Here is a 16,389-nt window from a genome sequence, read left to right on the forward strand (position 1 = left end):
CGCGCCACCGAGATTGACCTTGACGCAACGGCAAGGTGTCTCATGACGGCATGCGCATAGGAGAGATCGCGGCGCTCGTCGGCCTCACCACCCGGGCGATCCGCCACTACCACCACGTCGGGCTGCTCCCGGAACCGGAGCGGCGGCCCAACGGCTACCGGGCGTACGGCGTGCGGGACGCCGTCCTGCTCGCCCGGGTGCGCCGCCTCACCGAACTCGGCCTCAGCCTCGACGAGGTGCGCGACACCCTCCGTGACGACACCGGACGCGAACTCGCCGAGGTGCTGGCGGAACTCGACGCCGACCTGGCCCGCCAGGAAGCCGCCATCCGGGAGCGCCGCCGCCGGCTCGGCGCCCTGCTGGCCGACCCGCCGGGCCCGGCCGGGCCCGTCTCACCGGGCCTTGCCGCCCTGCTGGCCCAGGCCCCGGGGACGGACTCCCCGAGCGCGGCCAAGGACCGCGAGTACCTCCCTCTGATGGACGGCACGAGCGCCGCTCACCAGAGACTCTTCGCGCTGCTCGGGAAGGCGGTCGCCGACCCCGCGGCGGCCGGGCTCTACGAGCGCTTCGACGCGCTCGCCGACGCCCCGGTCCACGATCCGCGCGTCGCGTCCCTGGCGGCCGACCTGATGGCCGCCGTCCCCGACGAGCTGTTCGCCGCGATCCCGGAGGGCGAGGCGGTCGTGCCCGGATTCAAGGAGGCGCTGCTCGCCGAGTACACCCCCGCGCAGGCGGAAGTGGTGAGCAGGCTGATGCAGGCGTTCATGGAGAGGAGCCGGGGATGAGCGGCGGACCGAGGGGCGTACGGGCGGCACGGATCGTGGCGACCGTCCTGCTGGCGGGGGAACTGGCCCTGGCCGTCTGCCTGCTGGCCGGGGTCCGGCTGCCCGGGTGGGCACTGGTGGCCGTCGAGGCGGTCGTGCTCGCGGCGCTGCTGCTGGAGGCCTGGGTGCTGCGATCGCTGTACGTCGCCGCGCGCGCCCGGGGCGCCGGCCGCCGGGCCGCCTGGCGGGCCGCCGTGCGGCAGGCGGTGCCGGTGACGGCCCGGCGCCTGCTCCTGCACGAGCTGCGCGGCCTGGCCGCCCTGGGGCGGTGGGCCCGGCGCTCCACCCACGGGGTGCGCCCCGGGGACCTGGCCGCCGGGTACACCGGACCGCAGACCGCGATGGTGTACGGGCTGCTCTTCGTACTGGTCGTCGAGACGGTGGCACTGGCCCTCGTCATCCCCTGGCCCGTGCTCCACCGGGTGGTTCTGATACTCGACCTGTACGGGGTCGTCTTCGTCCTGGCCCTGCACGCCGCCTGCGTCACCCGGCCGCACGTCGTGCACGCGGACGGCTCGTTGCGGATCCGGTACGGCGTTCTCTTCGACCTCGCCGTACCGGCGGACGCGATCGCCTCGGTACGGGTCGACCGGCGCTATCCCGACGGCCCTCTGATCACCCTCTCCGGGGACGGGGTCCTCGACCTCGCCGTGGGCAGCCAGACCTCCGTGACCCTGGAGCTGAACCGTCCACTCCGCTTCACCCGCCCGCTCGGCGCCGTGGAGGAGGCCCGCACCATACGCTTCCACGCCGACGACCCGCGCGCAGTGGTCGGCGCCCTCCGGCAGACGGCGTGACCGGTGTACGGCGGGCGCACGGCCGGCGTTCCTCAGAACCGGAAGGCCCCTCCCCCGGCCGCCCGTATGAACTCCGCCCAGGCGCCAGCGCCGAGGGCGCAGACTCCGATGCCGAGGTTCTTGGAATCGCGTACGGCCACCCGCCGACCACCCGGCCCAGGCCGCCACTCCAGGCAGTTACTGCCTTCCGAGCCGGAGTGGCTGGACTTCCGCCACACGGCCGTGAACTGGTCGTTCCCATGCATGACGCCACCTCGGAAGCTTCACTGGTCCCGCGCCAGCCGCAGGATCAGGTCCATGGACTGCCGCGACGATAGGGCGGTGGCCCGGAGGTGGTCAAAGGTCATGCGGTAGCGGCGAACCTGCTCCGCTTCTTCCAGGTAGAGCCTGCTGTCCTGGTGATCGAGCGCGACGACCTCCAGGCCTGCGGGCGGCCCGTGGGAGACGACGGTGAAGGGCCCGTCGATCCCTGGGTGCGCCCCAATACCGAAGGGGAGAACCTGAACGCAGACCCTGGGAGGATTGTTGATCTCCGCGAGGTGGCGCAGTTGAGCCGCCATCGTCTTCCGTCCACCCACCTGCCGGTGCAGAGCCGCCTCGTCCAGGACGGCGATGAACTGCGGCCCGCCTTCTTCCGCCAGAATGCGCTGCCGAGCCATGCGCACGGCCACAAATGGTTCGGCCGCGTCTCCGGTGAGTCCGCACCCCTCCATGAGCGCGCGTGCATAACCTTCCGTCTGTAGCAGGCCAGGCACCAGGATGGTCTCGAAGTCGAGTATCACGGTGGCTTCGGCCTCCATGGCGATGCGCTCGATGTCCGGCCGGCGCAGAACCCCGCTGTACTGCTGCCACCAGCCCTTGCGCCGACTCGATCGCGCCAGGCTGAGGAGCGCCTCCCGCTGGTTCGAGTCCTCGACCCCGTAGAGGTCGAGCATGGTTTCCAGGTCGATCTTCCGTGGGGCTGAGAGCCCCTTCTCAATGCGTCCGATCTTGGTGTTCCAACAGCCAAGGCGCTCCGCCACGACCTCCCGGCTGACACCGGCTTCCTCCCGCAGCTGTTTCAGCCGAGCACCCAAATGCTGCTTCCGGACTGTCGGTTGCTGTGATGGCGGCATGTTCTCCCCTCGAGTGGCGGTGACTCAGTGTGCCGCATCCGACTGTTCACGTGACAACTGCATCCCCTATGCGGGCATTTGCCTCACCCGAAGGTAGCAACTGCCACTTCAGCGCCTTGCATTTTGTCAGTGACGGACAGCATCTTTCTGACAGCGCACCGCTACCGGCGGTGCTCCGGCGAGGGGAGTTCGTCATGTCTCCGGTGCTGTGCACGGATGCCCGTACCTACGTCGCCCACGAACTCGGCGTGCGGCAGGCGAGACAGCGTGCCGATCGACTACTCGCCGATCACGGCTGGGTTGAGGACGCCCGGGCCGACGCCGTGCTGGTGGTCGCCGAGTTGGCGGCCAACGCGCTGTGCCACGCACCCGGTACGGACTTCCGGGTCACGCTCGCGCTGCACCAGGACAGGGTGCGGGTGGAGGTCGCCGACGGGAACGCCCGGGACCGGCCACGGCCCCGGCGGGCGTCCGACGAGGCGTGCGACGGCCGGGGCCTGCTGCTGGTGGAGTCGCTGTCCGTGGAGTGGGGCCGGGTGGTGGACGGATCGGGCAGCGGAAAGACGGTCTGGGCGCTGGTCAGGCGGGGACCAGGGTGAGGTAGGCCATGCCGAGCAGGCCGCGGTAGCCGGCGAGCCAGGAGGTGCGCTGGCGGTCCAGCCGCTCGCGGGTCTCCGCGGCCGACGGGTGGCCGGGGTGGGCCGCGAGCCAGACCTCCCGGTCGGCGCGGTAGCCGGACTCGAACTCCTCCCACTCGTCCTCGTTCGCCGTCTCGATCCACTCGGGCCGGAAACCGGCGTCGAGAGCGGCGTCGACCAGGCCGGGGAGGTCGTGGTGGTCGGCGGCGGTGGCGCCGGGCCACAGGGCGGCCAGTTCGCCCTCGGACGGTGTGCGCTGCCAGAAGCCCTCACCGAAGAGCACCCGTCCGCCGGGGGAGACGAGGCGGCGCAGCGCACGGAGGGCGACGGCCGCCGCGTCGCCCGTCGCACCCTCCTCCAGCAGGGCGTGGCCGGAGCCGACACACAGCACGAGGCCGGCGGGCCCGCGCGCCGTCCCGGCCGCGGACTCCTCGGCGAACTCCACCCGGCCGTCGAGCCCGCGCCGCAGTGCGTTCTCCCGTCCCCGGGCGAGATCGCCGGCGTTCACGTCGAGCCCGGTACCGGTGGCCGCGGGCGCGGCGGCGAGGACCCGGAGCAGCAACTCGCCCCAGCCGCAGCCGATGTCGAGGACGGTAGCGGGTTCGTGCCTGGTCAGCCGTTCGACCAGCCGGCCGGCGCGCGCCTCGGAGAGCGGGCCGTGGAAGGTGAGACGGGTGAGGCGGGGCGGGAGAGCACTGTCGTTCATGGGCCGGAACCTATGCGCGGAGACCGCTACCCGGACAGCGATTATCGGGGGCGCCGCCCACTCCACCGGCCTCCCCCGTCCGGCGGTTCAGCCGCGTGGGAAGTCGCCGGTCTCCAGGACCACGTCGATGCCGGCTTCCTTGAGGTCGATGCGCTCGCCGAAAGCGAAGGTCTGAGCGGTCCAGAAGGTGCCGTCCTTCGGCCGGGTGTGGAGGTGGCACTCACCGGTGTACGGATCAGCGATCAGATAGGCGGCGACTTCGGCAACGGCGTACGCCTTCTTCTTCGGCCCGTAGTCGTTCCGGTCCGTGCCCCGGGAGATGACTTCCGACACGTACTCGACGTCCTGGTGCTCCCAGAGTCCCTTGTCGTTCTTCTCCGCGCCCTGCCGGAGAACGACCAGATCAGGGCAGAAACCATTGAGGCCCCCCGGGAAATCGATCCGCACACCCGACTTGATCTGCTTCCTGGCGTAGCGGACCCGCAGCTGGTCATAGACAGCCGCGATCAGATCCCAGTGGGAATCCCGCTGCGGTGACACGACGATAGCCCCCTCGACGATCTCGGCCTTGTAGCCCTCGGGGATCTGCATCCGCTCCATCGCCTGGAACAGTTCATCCAGCCCGGACACCGGCGCGTGTCGTCCGGACGTGGAGGCGTCGCAGTCGGCCATGTCGGTCCTGTCCACCAGTTCGACGGCCATGGTGCCGCTCCTCCCCGCCGCGCCTGTGCGCGGCCGGGAAATACAACGATATGCACGGGCCCCGGTCACGCGGGGAGGCGGCGCGGCCGGAGGACCGCCGCCCCGCCCCGCGCGCGGCGGTGGCGGGGCGGAGAGCGGCGGGGCTCCCCCGGGCGCCCGCCGCCCCGCGGGTGGCTCAGCCCTCCAGGGACGTCATCACGTGCTTGACGCGCGTGTAGTCCTCGAAGCCGTAGGCGGAGAGGTCCTTGCCGTAGCCGGACTTCTTGAACCCGCCGTGCGGCATCTCCGCGACCAGCGGGATGTGGGTGTTGATCCACACGCAGCCGAAGTCCAGCGCGCGGGACATCCGCATGGCGCGCCCGTGGTCCTTGGTCCACACCGAGGAGGCGAGGGCGTACTCGACGCCGTTGGCGTACTCCAGCGCCTGGGCCTCGCCGGTGAAGGACTGCACGGTGATCACGGGGCCGAAGACCTCGTTCTGGATGATCTCGTCGTCCTGCTTCAGCCCGGAGACCACGGTCGGGGCGTAGAAGTACCCCTTGTCGCCGACGCGGTGGCCGCCCGCCTCGACCTTGGCGTGGCCGGGCAGGCGCTCGACGAAGCCGGAGACCTTGGCGAGGTGGTCGGCGTTGTTCAGCGCCCCGTAGAGCACGTCCTCGTCGTCCGGCTGCCCCGTCTTCGTCTCGGCCGCGGCCTTGGCCAGGGCGGTGACGAACTCGTCGTGCACCGACTCGTGGACGAGGACGCGGGTGGCGGCGGTGCAGTCCTGGCCGGCGTTGAAGAACCCGGCCTCGGTGATGCCCTCCACCGCCTTGGCGAGGTCGGCGTCCTCGAAGACGACGACCGGCGCCTTGCCGCCGAGCTCCAGGTGGACGCGCTTGACGTCCCTGGCGGCGCTCGCGGCCACCTCGGTGCCGGCCCGCACCGAGCCGGTGATGGAGGCCATCGCCGGGACCTTGTGCTCGACCATCAGGCGGCCGGTGTCCCGGTCCCCGCAGACGACGTTGAAGACGCCCTGGGGCACGACCGAGCCGATGATCTCCGCCAGCAGCACGGTGGAGGCCGGGGTGGTGTCCGAGGGCTTGAGGACGACGGTGTTGCCCGCGGCCAGCGCCGGGGCGAACTTCCACACCGCCATCATCATCGGGTAGTTCCACGGCGCGACCTGCGCACACACCCCGACCGGCTCCCTGCGCACGTAGGAGGTCAGGCCCTCCATGTACTCGCCGCCGGAGAGGCCCTCCAGCATCCGGGCCGCGCCCGCGAAGAAGCGGACCTGGTCCAGCATCATCGGGATCTCCTCGGAGCGGGTCAGCCCGATCGGCTTGCCGGTGTCCCGGCTCTCGACCGCGATCAGCTCCTCGGCGCGCTCCTCCATCGCGTCCGCGATCTTCAGCAGCGCCTTCTGCCGCTCCCCCGGCACCAGGTCCCGCCAGGCGGGGAACGCGGCCTCGGCGGCGGCCATCGCCGCGTCCACGTCGGCGGCGCCGGACAGCGGGGCGGTGGCGTACGCCTCGCCGGTGGCCGGGTCGATCACCTCGGAGGTCCGGCCGTCGGCGGCATCCCGGAACTCCCCGTCGATGTAGTTGCGCAGACGACGCAGTTCGGTGGTCACGTGTGCCACCCCTCCCTGTCGGTGTCCAATGGGTGAGACACCCCACCCTAAACGGTGAGGTGGCCGGCGCAGCAGGGGACGGCACGGTCCGGCCGGGGCGCGCGGTGCCGCACACCGGCGCGAGCGGACCTCCCGCTTCCGGCGTGCCCGTGGAGCCGGTGGAGGCACCGCGCCCGGCCCGCCACCGGTGGAAGCCGGCCCGGCCCGTGGCCCGCCGTCCCCCTGCCCCGGGCCGGAACTCCGCCCGCGGCGCCCGGGGCCCTGCCGGGGGCCGGAGCGGGAGGGCGCCCGGAACCGGGCCCGGGGATCCAGCCCGGAGAACCACCCGGAGCCAGGACGGGGCGGCCCGCCCGGGCCCGCGCGGGCCGCCCGGCCGGGATGGAGCCGAGTGCCGGGCGCCGCGCGGGCCGGGCCGGGCCGGGCCGGGCCGGGCCATCCGATCGGACGAAAATCAGCGCGCGTCCGTCCCCCGGTGCGGTGGGGCGCCGACCGGTTCCCTACCGTCTCTGGCACCTACTGGTCCCAGGTTCCGGCCGCCGCGCCCGGCGGCCGGACCGCTCACACAAGCCGAGGTGCTCACCATGGTCGCCCCGCCGGACAGCACGGATGACGCGGATGACGCGGAAGACACGCACGCGGATGAGCCGGGTGGCACCGGCAACCCGACGGCGACGGACACCGACGTACTGCGGGCCGAGGCCCTGCACTACGCGGCCGACGGCGTCCCCGTGCTCGCCGATGTGTCCCTCACCCTCCGCGAGGGCGAGATCCTCGCCGTGACCGGACCGCCGGGCAGCGGCAAGACGGCGCTGCTGCGGTGCCTGGCCGGGCAGGTGGTGCCGGACAGCGGGAAGGTGTGGTTCCGCGGCTCCCCGGTGCACCCGCTGGGCGCGGCGGCCCGCGAGCGGCTGCGCCGGGACCACTTCGGCTGGGTGGGGACACAGCCCCAACTGGTCCCCGAACTCACCGCCTGGGAGAACACCGCGCTGCCGTTGCTGCTGCGCGGCGTCCGCCCGCGCGCGGCCCGGGCGGCGGCCACCGACTGGCTGGCCCGGCTCGACGTGGGACACCGTGCCCGCAGCCGGCCGGCGGCGCTGAACCGGACGGAGCGGCAGCGCGTCGCCGTGGCCCGCGCGCTGGCCGCGCGGCCGGCGGTGCTCTTCGCCGACGACCCGGTGGCCGGGCTGCACAGCGCCGACCGGGCGCTGGTGCTGCGCACCCTGCTCTCGGCGGCCCGGTCGCACGCCGTTCCGGTGGTGCTGGCCTCCCACGCCCCGGAGACCGCCACCCTGGCGGACCGGGCCCTGGGCCTTGTCGACGGGCGGGCGACGGGCGCCCCGGCGGTGACCTGCGGCCCGGCCCGCCCGGCCGGCTCCGGCCGGGCGGGCCGGGCCGACGGAGCCGACGGAGCCGACGGGGCCGGCAGGTCCGGCGGGCCCGGCGGCTCGGACGACTCGGAGGGGAAGACGACGTGCTCGCTCTCCGTCTAACCCGCGGTGCCGGTGGAGCCGTCCAGCTCCGCAGGCTGGCGGTGGCGGTGGCCTCCGGTGGTGTCGGGTTCCTGCTGCTGGCCACGCTGGGCCACGCCGCCGCGTTCCCGGCGCGGGCGGGTGACGCCTCACTGCGGCTGCTGTGGTGTGCGCTGCCGCTGGCGGCGGCCGTCCAGCTCGCGGTCGCCACCGCGCGCACGGACCTGGCGCCGGAACAGCGGCGGCGGCTCGCCGCGGCCGGATACGGGCCGGTGCGGCTGGCGCTGCTCGGGGCCTCCTCGGCGGCCGTCTCCTGCGCACTGGGCGGTGTGGCGGCCGGGGTGCTCTTCCTTGGGCTCCGCGGGGACCTCGGGACGCCCGCGCTGCCGGGTACGGAGCAGTGGCTGGGGGCCGGCGCCGGGGTGCCGCTCGCCGCGGTGTTCACCCTGCTCACCGTGGTCCCGACAGTGGCGGCCGGTGCCACGGCCGTCGCGCTGCGCCCCCGCGGCGAGACGGCGACCGGCGGTGACGGGACCGGCGCTCCCGGCCCGGCCGCCCGGGAGGGACGCGGGCCGGGTGCCTTCCTCGCGCTGCCCTGGGGGGTCGCCCTGATCACGGCGGGCCTCGCCCTCGGCTCGTACAGCGCGCCCTCCGCCGCTCCGGCCGGACCTGCTGCCGGGGTCCCGCTCGGCGAGCGGCTGGGCGGTGTCCCGGCGGGCGTCGCCGGTGGCTGGGCCCTGGTCGCGGCCGGTCTGGTGATCGCGCTGCCGGGGGTGACGCAGCTCAGCGGGTGGCTGCTGGCCGCCGGGCGCCCGGGCGCGCTGCGGCTGCTGGCGGGACGGTTCCTCCAGACCGAGGCGGCGCGGGTGGGCCGGCCCGTGGGGGTGGCGTGCGCGGTGTTCGCCGCACTGCTCGTCGCCGGCCGGCTGAGCGGCGGCTCCTGGCTCTCGGAGCTGCCGGCCTCGGGACCGCTGCTGCCGGCCGGGATGGGGCTGGTCGCCGGATGCACCGCGCTGACCGTGGTGATCTCGGCGGCCGAGTCCCGCGCCGAGCGCGCGGACACCACCGACGCGCTGCTCCACGTCGGTGCCCCGGCGGTGCTGCTGCGCCGTGCGGTCGCCCTCCGCGTCGCCGTGGTGGCCGCCGTCGCGATCCCCCTGAGCTGGTCCGCGGCCACCCTGGCCACGCTGCCGCTCACGCCCTGAGACCGGGAAGCGCGGGCCGGGCTCCACCCGGGCGGAGCCCGGCACCGGCCCGGCGGGCGGCGCGGCGGCGCGGGCTCGTCACGGCCCGCCCAGCACCACCGTCTCGCCCTCGTCCGCCGCGGCGAACGCCACACCCACCGCCGCCCCGGGCTCCGGGGCGGCGCTCAGCGGGCAGGCGGCCTCCAGCGGTGGGCCGCTCTCCGGCCGGAGCAGCAGCGTCACGCCGTCCCCGCCGGACGGGCCGCCGCCGCGGAAGGTCCGGGCCTCGACGGTGCAGCGCAGGCCGCCGGCCACGGGAACCAGCCGTACCCCGGCGGGGCGGACCAGCAGCCGGCGCTCGCCGTCCGCCGCGTCCGGGGGCACCGGTATCCGGCCCCAGGCGGTCTCCGCCGCGCCGCCGCGCACCGTCGCCGTCACCACGTTGCGGAAGCCGAGGAAGCGGGCGACGAACTCGGAGGCCGGGCGGCGCCACACCTCCAGCGGCTCGCCGCTCTGGGCGACCCGGCCCTCGCGCATCACCACCACCCGGTCGGCGAGGGCGAAGGCCTCCCCCTGGTCGTGGGTGACGGCGAGGACGGTGGTCCCCAGCCGGCCGAAGAGGGCGCGGAGTTCGACGGTGAGACGTTCCCGCAGCGTCCGGTCGAGCTGGCCGAGCGGTTCGTCGAGCATCAGCAGCCGGGGCTCGGGGGCGAGGGCGCGCGCCAGGGCGACCCGCTGCTGCTCGCCCCCGGAGAGCGAGGACACCGGGCGCCGCCCGGCGCCCGGCAGCCCGACGAGGTCGAGCAGCGCGTCCACCCGGCGGGCGGTCTCGGCGCGGGGCAGGCCGCGCATCCGCAGCCCGAAACCGACGTTGCCGGCGACGTTCCGCTGCGGGAAGAGCTGGTGGTCCTGGAACATCAGCCCGACGCCGCGCCGGTGGGCCGCCACCCCGTCCTGGTCCCGCCCGTCGAGGAGGACCCGGCCCGCGTCGGGCCGCTGGAGCCCGGCGACCACCCGCAGCAGGGTGGACTTGCCGCTGCCGCTGGGGCCGAGGAGGCACACCGTGCGGTGCGCGTCGGCCCGCAGGTCCACGGCGTCCAGCGCCGGGCGGCCGGCGAAGCGGACCGTCACCCCCTCCAGGCGGAGCAGGCCCCCGCCACCGGGGTCCGGCGCCACCGCGCCGGGCGCCGGGCCGCTCCCCGGCGTGCCGGTCGTGCCCGGCCCGCCGGCGGTGCCGGTGGTGTCCGTGGTGTCCGTCGGCATGTCAGAACCCCCCGGGTCCGTCGCGGTCGGTGCGGGCGCGCTCCAGCAGCAGCAGGGACGCCGCGCACACCAGCATGAGAACGGTGCTGAGCGCCATCGCCTGCCCGTACGGCAGTTCGCCGGCGCGGCCGAGCAGGCGCGCCACGGCCACCGGCAGGGTGAGGGTGTCGGCGCGCGCGATGAAGACCGTGGCGCCGAACTCCCCCAGCGAGACGGCGAAGGCGAAACCGGCCGCGACCCCCAGCGCCCGCGTCACCAGCGGCAGGTCCACCTCGCGCCAGGCGCGCAGCGGCGAGGCGCCCAGCACGGCCGCCGCCTCCCGCAGCCGGGGGTCCACCGCCCGCAGCACGGGCAGCAGGGTACGGACGACGAACGGCACCCCCACCAGGGCCTGCGCCAGCGGCACGAGGATCCAGGAGGACCGCAGATCCAGCGGCGGCTCGTCCAGCGCGATGAGGAAGCCGAAGCCGACGGTGACGGCCGAGGTGCCCAGCGGCAGCATCAGCAGCGCGTCGAACCCGCGGACGAGGCGCCCCGCGCGGCGGGTCAGCGCCGCCGCCGCGAGACCGCCGACCACCAGCGCGATCACCGTGGCGACGGCCGCGAACGCCAGCGAGTTGCCGACGGCCGCCAGCGGCGCGACGGTGAACGTCCCGCCCTCCCGGGACCCCAGCGCCCGGTAGTAGTGCAGGCCGTAGCCGTCCGGCCCGCGCAGCGAGCGCTCCACCAGCACGGCGAGCGGCAGCAGGAGCAGCAGCCCGGCCACCGCGCCCGTGAGCCCCAGCAGTGTCCACTCGCCGGGGCCGCGCGGACGGCGCGCCGCGCGTGCCGGACCGGTGAGCCGCAGGGCGCTCTCCCGGCGCCGCACGGTCCGCGCGTGCAGCAGGAGCAGCAGGGCCACGGCGGCGAACTGGAGCAGGGTCAGCACCGCCGCCGCGGGCAGGTCGAGCAGTTGCGCGGTCTGCCGGTAGATCTCCACCTCCAGGGTGGTGAGGCCGGGGCCGCCGAGGATCTGGACGACGCCGAAGGAGGTGAAGGTGAAGAGGAAGACCATCAGGGCCGCGGCGGCGACGGCGGGCGCCAGCGCGGGCAGCGTCACACGGCGCCAGGCCGCGAACCGCCCGGCGCCCAGTACCCGCGCGGCCTCCTCCTGGCGCGGGTCGAGCTGCGCCCACAACCCGCCGACGGTGCGCACCACCACGGCGTAGTTGAAGAACACATGGGCGAGCAGGATGGCCCACACCGAGCTGTCCAGCCGGACGCCCCACAGCTGGTCGAGCAGCCCGCCCCGGCCCAGCAGCGCGAGGAACGCCGACCCGGCCACGACCGTGGGCAGCACGAACGGCACGACGACCAGGGCGCGCAGCACCCGCTTCCCGGGGAAGTCGAGCCGGGCGAAGACATAGGCGCCGGGCAGCGCCACCAGCAGGGTCAGCGCGGTGGAGGCCGCCGCCTGCCGGCCGGTGAACCACAGGACGTCCCGCACCACCGGGTCGGTCAGCACGGCGGCCGCCCGGGCCGTCTGCCAGTGCCCGTCCTCGCGCAGCCCGCGGGCGACGATCGCGGCCACGGGATACGCGAAGAACAGCGCGAAGAAGCCCGCGGGGACGGCCATCAGCGCCAGGCGCGCGCCGGTTCCCGAGCCCCGTCCGGGCCACCGCCGCCCGGGCCACCGCCCACCCCGCCCCTCGCGCGGCGGCGGAGGCGGCGCCGGGGCGGGGAGCGGGGCGGACGGGCCCGGAAGCGGGGCGAGGGGCACCGCGGCCGGCCGGCCGCCACTCACTCCCGGACGAGCCGGGACCATGCCTTGACCCACTCCTCGCGGTTGCCGGCGATCCGCTCCGGCGCCACCGACGCCGGGTCGCCGGCCGTCTCGCCGTAGCGGGTGAAGACCTCCGGCAGCTTCGCGTCCTGCCGGGCGGGGTGGACGAACATCTGCAGCGGCACGTCCTCCTGGAAGGTCCGCGAGAGCAGGAAGTCGAGCAGTTCCCTGCCGCCCTCCGCGTTCGGCGCGCCCTTCAGCAGGCCGGCGAACTCGGTCTGCCGGAAGCAGGTGTCCGTCACCACGCCGGTGGGGGCCCGCTCGGGCAGCGGCTTCCGGCCGAGCACCTCGGCGGGCGGGCTGGAGGCGTAGGAGACGACCAGCGGGCGGTCACCCTCGCCCTGGCCGCCGCCGGAGCCGGAGAAGCGCTCGTTGTACGCCTGCTCCCAGCCGTCCACCACCTCGACACCGTTGGCCTTGAGCTTCTTCCAGTAGTCCTGCCAGCCGTCGTCGCCGTACGCGGCGACGGTGGCGAGGAGGAAGCCCAGCCCGGGTGAGGAGGTGGCGGCGTTCTCGGTGACGAGCAGGTCCCGGTAGGCGGGGTCGGCCAGGTCCTCGAAGCTCTCCGGCGGCGCGAGGTCCTTCTTCTCGAACCAGCCGCGGTCGTAGTTGACACAGACGTCGCCGTAGTCGACGGGGGTCACCCGGTGCTTCCCGCGGTCCAGCTGGAGTTCCGCGGGGACCTGCGCCAGCCCCTCGGCCTCGTACGGCGTGAACAGGCCGTGGTCGAGGGCGCGGGAGAGCAGGGTGTTGTCGACGCCGAAGAGGACATCGCCCTGCGGGTTGCCCTGGGACAGCACCGCCTGGTTGACGGTGGTCCCGGCGTCACCGCCGCGCAGGATCTCCACCTTCCGGCCGGTGCGCTCGGTGAACTCCTCCAGCACCGCGTCGGAGACGGCGAAGGAGTCATGGGTGACGAGGGTGACGGTCTTCCCGCCGTTCTTCCCCCCGGAGCCGCCCTCGCCGCCGGAACCGCCGCACGCGGCGAGCGAGGTGACGCCCAGCGCGGCGGCGAGCAGCCCGGCGGCGGCTCTTCTGCGGCTGTGCGGATTCATCAGGTGCCTCCCCTGGAAACGGGCAGGGCACGACAGCATGTCGAGTGGTGACCGAACTCCCTACGCCGGTGTGAACCGGATCAGGTTCGAGGGTCTGCGGCCGGTGCCGCACTCTCAGCGCTGTGCGCTCCCCTGTCGGAAAAGACGTACCTCCCGACGATATCAGCGCTCCGTCGCGGCGAGCTGGCCGCAGGCCCCGTCGATCTCCTGGCCCCGGGTGTCGCGGACGGTGACCGGGACGCCGTGGGCCTCCAGGGCGGCGACGAACGCCCGCTCGTCCTCCGGCCGGGAGGCCGTCCACTTCGAGCCGGGGGTGGGGTTGAGCGGGATGAGGTTGACGTGCACCCGGTGGCCCTTGAGCAGCCGGCCGAGCAGATCACCGCGCCACGCCTGGTCGTTGATGTCGCGGATCAGCGCGTACTCGATCGAGATACGGCGCCGGGACCGCTCGGCGTACTCCCAGGCGGCGTCGAGGACCTCGCGCACCTTCCAGCGGGTGTTGACCGGGACGAGGGTGTCCCGCAGCTCGTCGTCCGGCGCGTGCAGTGACACCGCGAGACGGCACGCGAAGCCCTCCTCGGCGAAGCGGAGCATCGCCGGGACGAGGCCGACCGTGGAGACGGTGATCCCGCGCTGTGACAGGCCCAGCCCGTCCGGCTCGGGATCGGTGAGCCGCCGGATGGCGCCGACGACCCGGTTGTAGTTGGCGAGCGGCTCGCCCATGCCCATGAAGACGATGTTGGACAGCCGGGCCGGGCCGCCGGGGATCTCACCGTCCCGCAGGGCCCGCATCCCGTCCACGATCTGGTGGACGATCTCCGCCGTGGACAGGTTGCGGTCCAGGCCGGCCTGCCCGGTGGCGCAGAACGGGCAGTTCATCCCACAGCCGGCCTGTGAGGAGACGCACATCGTGACCCGATCCGGATAGCGCATCAGGACCGACTCGACGAGCGTGCCGTCGAAGAGGCGCCACAGCGTCTTGCGGGTGGTGTCCCCGTCACAGCTGATGTGGCGCACCACACTCATCAGCTCCGGCAGCAGCTCGGCCGCCAGCTTCTCCCGGGCCGCGGCGGGGATGTCCGTCCACCCGGCGGGGTCGTCGGTGTAGCGGGCGAAGTAGTGGCGCGCGACCTGGCCGGCCCGGAAGGGCTTCTCCCCGATCGCGGCCACCGCGGCGCGGCGCTCGGCGGGGGTGAGGTCGGCGAGGTGCCGCGGCGGCTTCTTGGCACCGCGCGGCACGGCGAAGGTCAGTTCTCCGGGCTTAGGCATGATGCGTCCAGTGTCGCAGACACGCGGCGGTGCCCCGCCCGGCTCCCGGCCCGCCTGCCCGGCCGCCTCCCGCCCCGGACCGCGTCCGCCCCCGCCGGTTCCCCGGCGGGGGCGGAGACCGGATCACGCCGGCAGGGGCCTCAGCCGGCGCCGACGAAGACCACCAGCAGCAGCCACACCACCGGCGCGGTGGGCAGCAGCGAGTCGAGGCGGTCCATGATGCCGCCGTGGCCCGGGAGCAGGGTGCCCATGTCCTTGATGCCGAGGTCCCGCTTGATCATGGACTCACCGAGGTCGCCGAGGGTGGCGCTGCCCGCCACCGCCAGCCCCAGCAGCAGCCCCTGCCACCAGGTGCCCCCGGTGATGAGGAACTCGGTGCAGAGCGCGCCGGCGGCCATGGCGAAGGCCACCGCGCCGAGCAGGCCCTCGCGGGTCTTGCCGGGGCTGATCCGGGGCGCCAGCTTGTGGGTGCCGAAGCGCCAGCCGACGGCGTAGGCACCGGTGTCGCTGATCACGGTGAGCAGCAGGAAGGTCAGCACCCGCTGGGGGCCGTCGTCCGCGGCGAGCATGAGCGCCACGAACGTCGCGAGGAACGGCACGTAGAACGCGGCGAACAGACCGGCCGTGACGTCCCGCAGGTAGTTCTCCGGCGAGTCCGTCATCCGCCAGGCCAGCACCGCCAGCCCGGTGAGCGCCAGCACCACCCAGGCGCCCTCGGCGCCGCGCAGGTACCCGGCGGTGACCATCCCGACGCCACCGACCGCGAGTGGCACCAGCGGCACCCGGACGCCCTTGCGTTCGCGCAGCCGCGAGGTCAGCTCCCAGAGCCCGACCACCACCGCCGCCCCGACCACGGCGACGAAGATGTCCTTGACCAGGAACAGCGCCGCGAGGATGACCACGCCGAGGCCGAGCCCGACACCGATCGCCGCGCGCAGGTCGCGCCCGGCCCGCTTCCGGTGCGGAGTCGCGGGCGAGGGGTGGGCGCCGTCCGGGTGTGGCGGCGCACCGGCCGGTCCGGGACCACCGGGGTCACCGGTGGTGCCGTCCGGGGCCGGGCGTGCCGCGTGGGCCGGGGGACCGCTCGGGCGAGCGGCCCCCCGGTCGCGGCCGTGGTCCTCCTGGTCGCCGCCGGCGTGGGGCACGATGGGCATGGGCCGAGTCTGCGCCGCGTCGTCCGCCCCGTGCGCGGGACCCGCCGGTTGGGGGGCCACTCGCCCCTGGGCGGGCGGTCCCCCGTGGCCGACGCGGGGCGGGGCGCCCCAGGATGAGTCGTTCATCAGACCTCGAGCAGCTCGGCTTCCTTGTGCTTGAGCAGCTCGTCCACCTGCGCCACGTACTTCGCGGTGGTGTCGTCGAGCTCCTTCTCGGCGCGGCGGCCCTCGTCCTCGCCGACCTCGCCGTCCTTGACGAACTTGTCGAGGGTCTCCTTGGCCTTGCGCCGTACGCTGCGGATCGAGATCTTCGCGTCCTCGGCCTTGCTCTTGGCGACCTTCGTGAACTCCTTGCGGCGCTCCTGCGTCAGCTCGGGGAACACCACGCGGATGATGCTGCCGTCGTTGCTCGGGTTGACGCCGAGGTCCGAATCACGGATCGCCTGTTCGATGTTGCGCAGCGCGCTCTTGTCGAACGGGGTCACCACGGCCATCCGCGGCTCGGGAACCGAGAACGAGGCCAGCTGGTTGATCGGCGTCAGCGCCCCGTAGTAGTCCGCCACGATCTTGTTGAACATCGCCGGGTGCGCACGGCCGGTGCGGATCGCGGCGAAGTCCTCCTTGGCGACCACGACGGCCTTCTCCATCTTTTCCTCGGCTTCGAGGAGGGTCTCTTCGATCACCACTTGCTCCTGGTGTTATCCGTAAGCAGAGCCTCGCCCCTGCGCGCGTCTTCTCCTGCACGGTGTCCGACCGGCAGGCGGTTGTCCATCCCC

General features: G+C 74.3%; 16 protein-coding genes and 1 riboswitch. Of the genes, 5 read left to right on the forward strand and 11 right to left on the reverse strand.

Annotation, left to right across the window (positions count from 1 at the left end; genetic code table 11):
* Positions 1–50: 50 nt before the first annotated feature.
* Complete coding sequence (locus tag HCK00_RS17395; RefSeq protein ID WP_168102900.1) at positions 51–785, forward strand: MerR family transcriptional regulator; 735 nt, start codon at positions 51–53, stop codon at positions 783–785.
* Positions 782–1,621, forward strand: a complete 840-nt coding sequence (locus tag HCK00_RS17400) for a hypothetical protein (protein WP_168102901.1) — start codon at positions 782–784, stop codon at positions 1,619–1,621. Before HCK00_RS17395 ends, HCK00_RS17400 begins: the two co-directional genes overlap by 4 nt.
* A gap of 32 nt (positions 1,622–1,653) precedes the next feature.
* Here the strand turns inward: HCK00_RS17400 and HCK00_RS17405 are convergent, their stop codons facing one another.
* Together HCK00_RS17405 and HCK00_RS17410 are read right to left on the reverse strand one after the other, a co-directional pair.
* Positions 1,654–1,866 carry a DUF397 domain-containing protein gene (locus HCK00_RS17405; protein WP_168102902.1) on the reverse strand — a complete coding sequence of 71 codons (213 nt, stop codon included), beginning with the start codon at positions 1,864–1,866 and terminating at the stop codon, positions 1,654–1,656.
* Between the two features lie 18 nt (positions 1,867–1,884).
* Positions 1,885–2,736, reverse strand: coding sequence for a helix-turn-helix domain-containing protein (locus HCK00_RS17410; protein WP_168102903.1), 852 nt, complete (start codon positions 2,734–2,736; stop codon positions 1,885–1,887).
* Positions 2,737–2,930: 194 nt separating this feature from the next.
* Between HCK00_RS17410 and HCK00_RS17415 the strand changes: the two genes are divergently transcribed.
* Positions 2,931–3,335 carry an ATP-binding protein gene (locus HCK00_RS17415; protein ID WP_168102904.1) on the forward strand — a complete coding sequence of 135 codons (405 nt, stop codon included), beginning with the start codon at positions 2,931–2,933 and terminating at the stop codon, positions 3,333–3,335.
* Here HCK00_RS17415 and HCK00_RS17420 read toward each other — a convergent pair.
* The 3 genes from HCK00_RS17420 to HCK00_RS17430 all read right to left on the reverse strand — a co-directional run bounded on the left by HCK00_RS17420 (position 3,316) and on the right by HCK00_RS17430 (position 6,397).
* Complete coding sequence (locus HCK00_RS17420) at positions 3,316–4,080, reverse strand: SAM-dependent methyltransferase (protein WP_168102905.1); 765 nt, start codon at positions 4,078–4,080, stop codon at positions 3,316–3,318. The genes HCK00_RS17415 and HCK00_RS17420 overlap by 20 nt on opposite strands.
* Before the next feature lie 87 nt (positions 4,081–4,167).
* Positions 4,168–4,782: a Uma2 family endonuclease gene (locus HCK00_RS17425; protein WP_168102906.1), complete on the reverse strand. Its 615-nt coding sequence runs from the start codon at positions 4,780–4,782 to the stop codon at positions 4,168–4,170.
* A 175-nt stretch (positions 4,783–4,957) separates the two neighbouring features.
* Entirely contained in the window at positions 4,958–6,397 is a 1,440-nt protein-coding gene (locus HCK00_RS17430; protein WP_168102907.1) for a gamma-aminobutyraldehyde dehydrogenase, read from the reverse strand.
* Between the two features lie 581 nt (positions 6,398–6,978).
* Between HCK00_RS17430 and HCK00_RS17435 the strand changes: the two genes are divergently transcribed.
* Together HCK00_RS17435 and HCK00_RS17440 are read left to right on the forward strand one after the other, a co-directional pair.
* Positions 6,979–7,887, forward strand: a complete 909-nt coding sequence (locus HCK00_RS17435) for an ABC transporter ATP-binding protein (protein WP_168102908.1) — start codon at positions 6,979–6,981, stop codon at positions 7,885–7,887.
* Positions 7,869–9,071: a hypothetical protein gene (locus HCK00_RS17440; RefSeq protein WP_168102909.1), complete on the forward strand. Its 1,203-nt coding sequence runs from the start codon at positions 7,869–7,871 to the stop codon at positions 9,069–9,071. Before HCK00_RS17435 ends, HCK00_RS17440 begins: the two co-directional genes overlap by 19 nt.
* Before the next feature lie 78 nt (positions 9,072–9,149).
* Here HCK00_RS17440 and HCK00_RS17445 read toward each other — a convergent pair whose 3' ends face one another.
* The 6 genes from HCK00_RS17445 to frr form a co-directional block, all read right to left on the reverse strand.
* Positions 9,150–10,313, reverse strand: coding sequence for an ABC transporter ATP-binding protein (locus tag HCK00_RS17445; protein ID WP_168102910.1), 1,164 nt, complete (start codon positions 10,311–10,313; stop codon positions 9,150–9,152).
* A 1-nt stretch (position 10,314) separates the two neighbouring features.
* Positions 10,315–11,928 (reverse strand): ABC transporter permease, encoded by a 1,614-nt coding sequence (locus HCK00_RS17450; protein ID WP_168102911.1) that lies wholly within the window; start codon positions 11,926–11,928, stop codon positions 10,315–10,317.
* A 164-nt stretch (positions 11,929–12,092) separates the two neighbouring features.
* Complete coding sequence (locus HCK00_RS17455) at positions 12,093–13,190, reverse strand: thiamine ABC transporter substrate-binding protein (protein ID WP_168102912.1); 1,098 nt, start codon at positions 13,188–13,190, stop codon at positions 12,093–12,095.
* A 39-nt stretch (positions 13,191–13,229) separates the two neighbouring features.
* A riboswitch (TPP riboswitch) is annotated at positions 13,230–13,334 on the reverse strand.
* Positions 13,335–13,352: 18 nt separating this feature from the next.
* The gene (gene rlmN / locus HCK00_RS17460) at positions 13,353–14,459 is read right to left on the reverse strand and encodes a dual-specificity RNA methyltransferase RlmN (protein ID WP_168102913.1); all 1,107 of its coding nucleotides are present in this window, start codon (positions 14,457–14,459) and stop codon (positions 13,353–13,355) included.
* A gap of 140 nt (positions 14,460–14,599) precedes the next feature.
* The gene (locus tag HCK00_RS17465) at positions 14,600–15,739 is read right to left on the reverse strand and encodes a phosphatidate cytidylyltransferase (RefSeq protein WP_168102914.1); all 1,140 of its coding nucleotides are present in this window, start codon (positions 15,737–15,739) and stop codon (positions 14,600–14,602) included.
* Complete coding sequence (gene frr, locus HCK00_RS17470) at positions 15,739–16,296, reverse strand: ribosome recycling factor (RefSeq protein WP_168102915.1); 558 nt, start codon at positions 16,294–16,296, stop codon at positions 15,739–15,741. Before frr ends, HCK00_RS17465 begins: the two co-directional genes overlap by 1 nt.
* Between the last annotated feature and the right edge of the window lie 93 nt (positions 16,297–16,389).

The organism is Streptomyces zingiberis (genome assembly GCF_012034935.1).
In the GTDB taxonomy this organism is placed as follows: Bacteria; Actinomycetota; Actinomycetes; order Streptomycetales; family Streptomycetaceae; genus Streptomyces; species Streptomyces zingiberis.

What these genes read in the sequence shown, in the direction of transcription:
- HCK00_RS17395 (WP_168102900.1), top strand. Translation starts at nt 51, where the DNA reads ATGCGCATAGGAGAGATCGCGGCGCTCGTCGGCCTCACCACCCGGGCG.
- HCK00_RS17400 (WP_168102901.1), top strand. Translation starts at nt 782, where the DNA reads ATGAGCGGCGGACCGAGGGGCGTACGGGCGGCACGGATCGTGGCGACC.
- HCK00_RS17405 (WP_168102902.1), bottom strand. Translation starts at nt 1,866, where the DNA reads ATGCATGGGAACGACCAGTTCACGGCCGTGTGGCGGAAGTCCAGCCAC.
- HCK00_RS17410 (WP_168102903.1), bottom strand. Translation starts at nt 2,736, where the DNA reads ATGCCGCCATCACAGCAACCGACAGTCCGGAAGCAGCATTTGGGTGCT.
- HCK00_RS17415 (WP_168102904.1), top strand. Translation starts at nt 2,931, where the DNA reads ATGTCTCCGGTGCTGTGCACGGATGCCCGTACCTACGTCGCCCACGAA.
- HCK00_RS17420 (WP_168102905.1), bottom strand. Translation starts at nt 4,080, where the DNA reads ATGAACGACAGTGCTCTCCCGCCCCGCCTCACCCGTCTCACCTTCCAC.
- HCK00_RS17425 (WP_168102906.1), bottom strand. Translation starts at nt 4,782, where the DNA reads ATGGCCGTCGAACTGGTGGACAGGACCGACATGGCCGACTGCGACGCC.
- HCK00_RS17435 (WP_168102908.1), top strand. Translation starts at nt 6,979, where the DNA reads ATGGTCGCCCCGCCGGACAGCACGGATGACGCGGATGACGCGGAAGAC.
- HCK00_RS17445 (WP_168102910.1), bottom strand. Translation starts at nt 10,313, where the DNA reads ATGCCGACGGACACCACGGACACCACCGGCACCGCCGGCGGGCCGGGC.
- HCK00_RS17450 (WP_168102911.1), bottom strand. Translation starts at nt 11,928, where the DNA reads ATGGCCGTCCCCGCGGGCTTCTTCGCGCTGTTCTTCGCGTATCCCGTG.
- HCK00_RS17455 (WP_168102912.1), bottom strand. Translation starts at nt 13,190, where the DNA reads ATGAATCCGCACAGCCGCAGAAGAGCCGCCGCCGGGCTGCTCGCCGCC.
- rlmN (WP_168102913.1), bottom strand. Translation starts at nt 14,459, where the DNA reads ATGCCTAAGCCCGGAGAACTGACCTTCGCCGTGCCGCGCGGTGCCAAG.
- HCK00_RS17465 (WP_168102914.1), bottom strand. Translation starts at nt 15,739, where the DNA reads ATGAACGACTCATCCTGGGGCGCCCCGCCCCGCGTCGGCCACGGGGGA.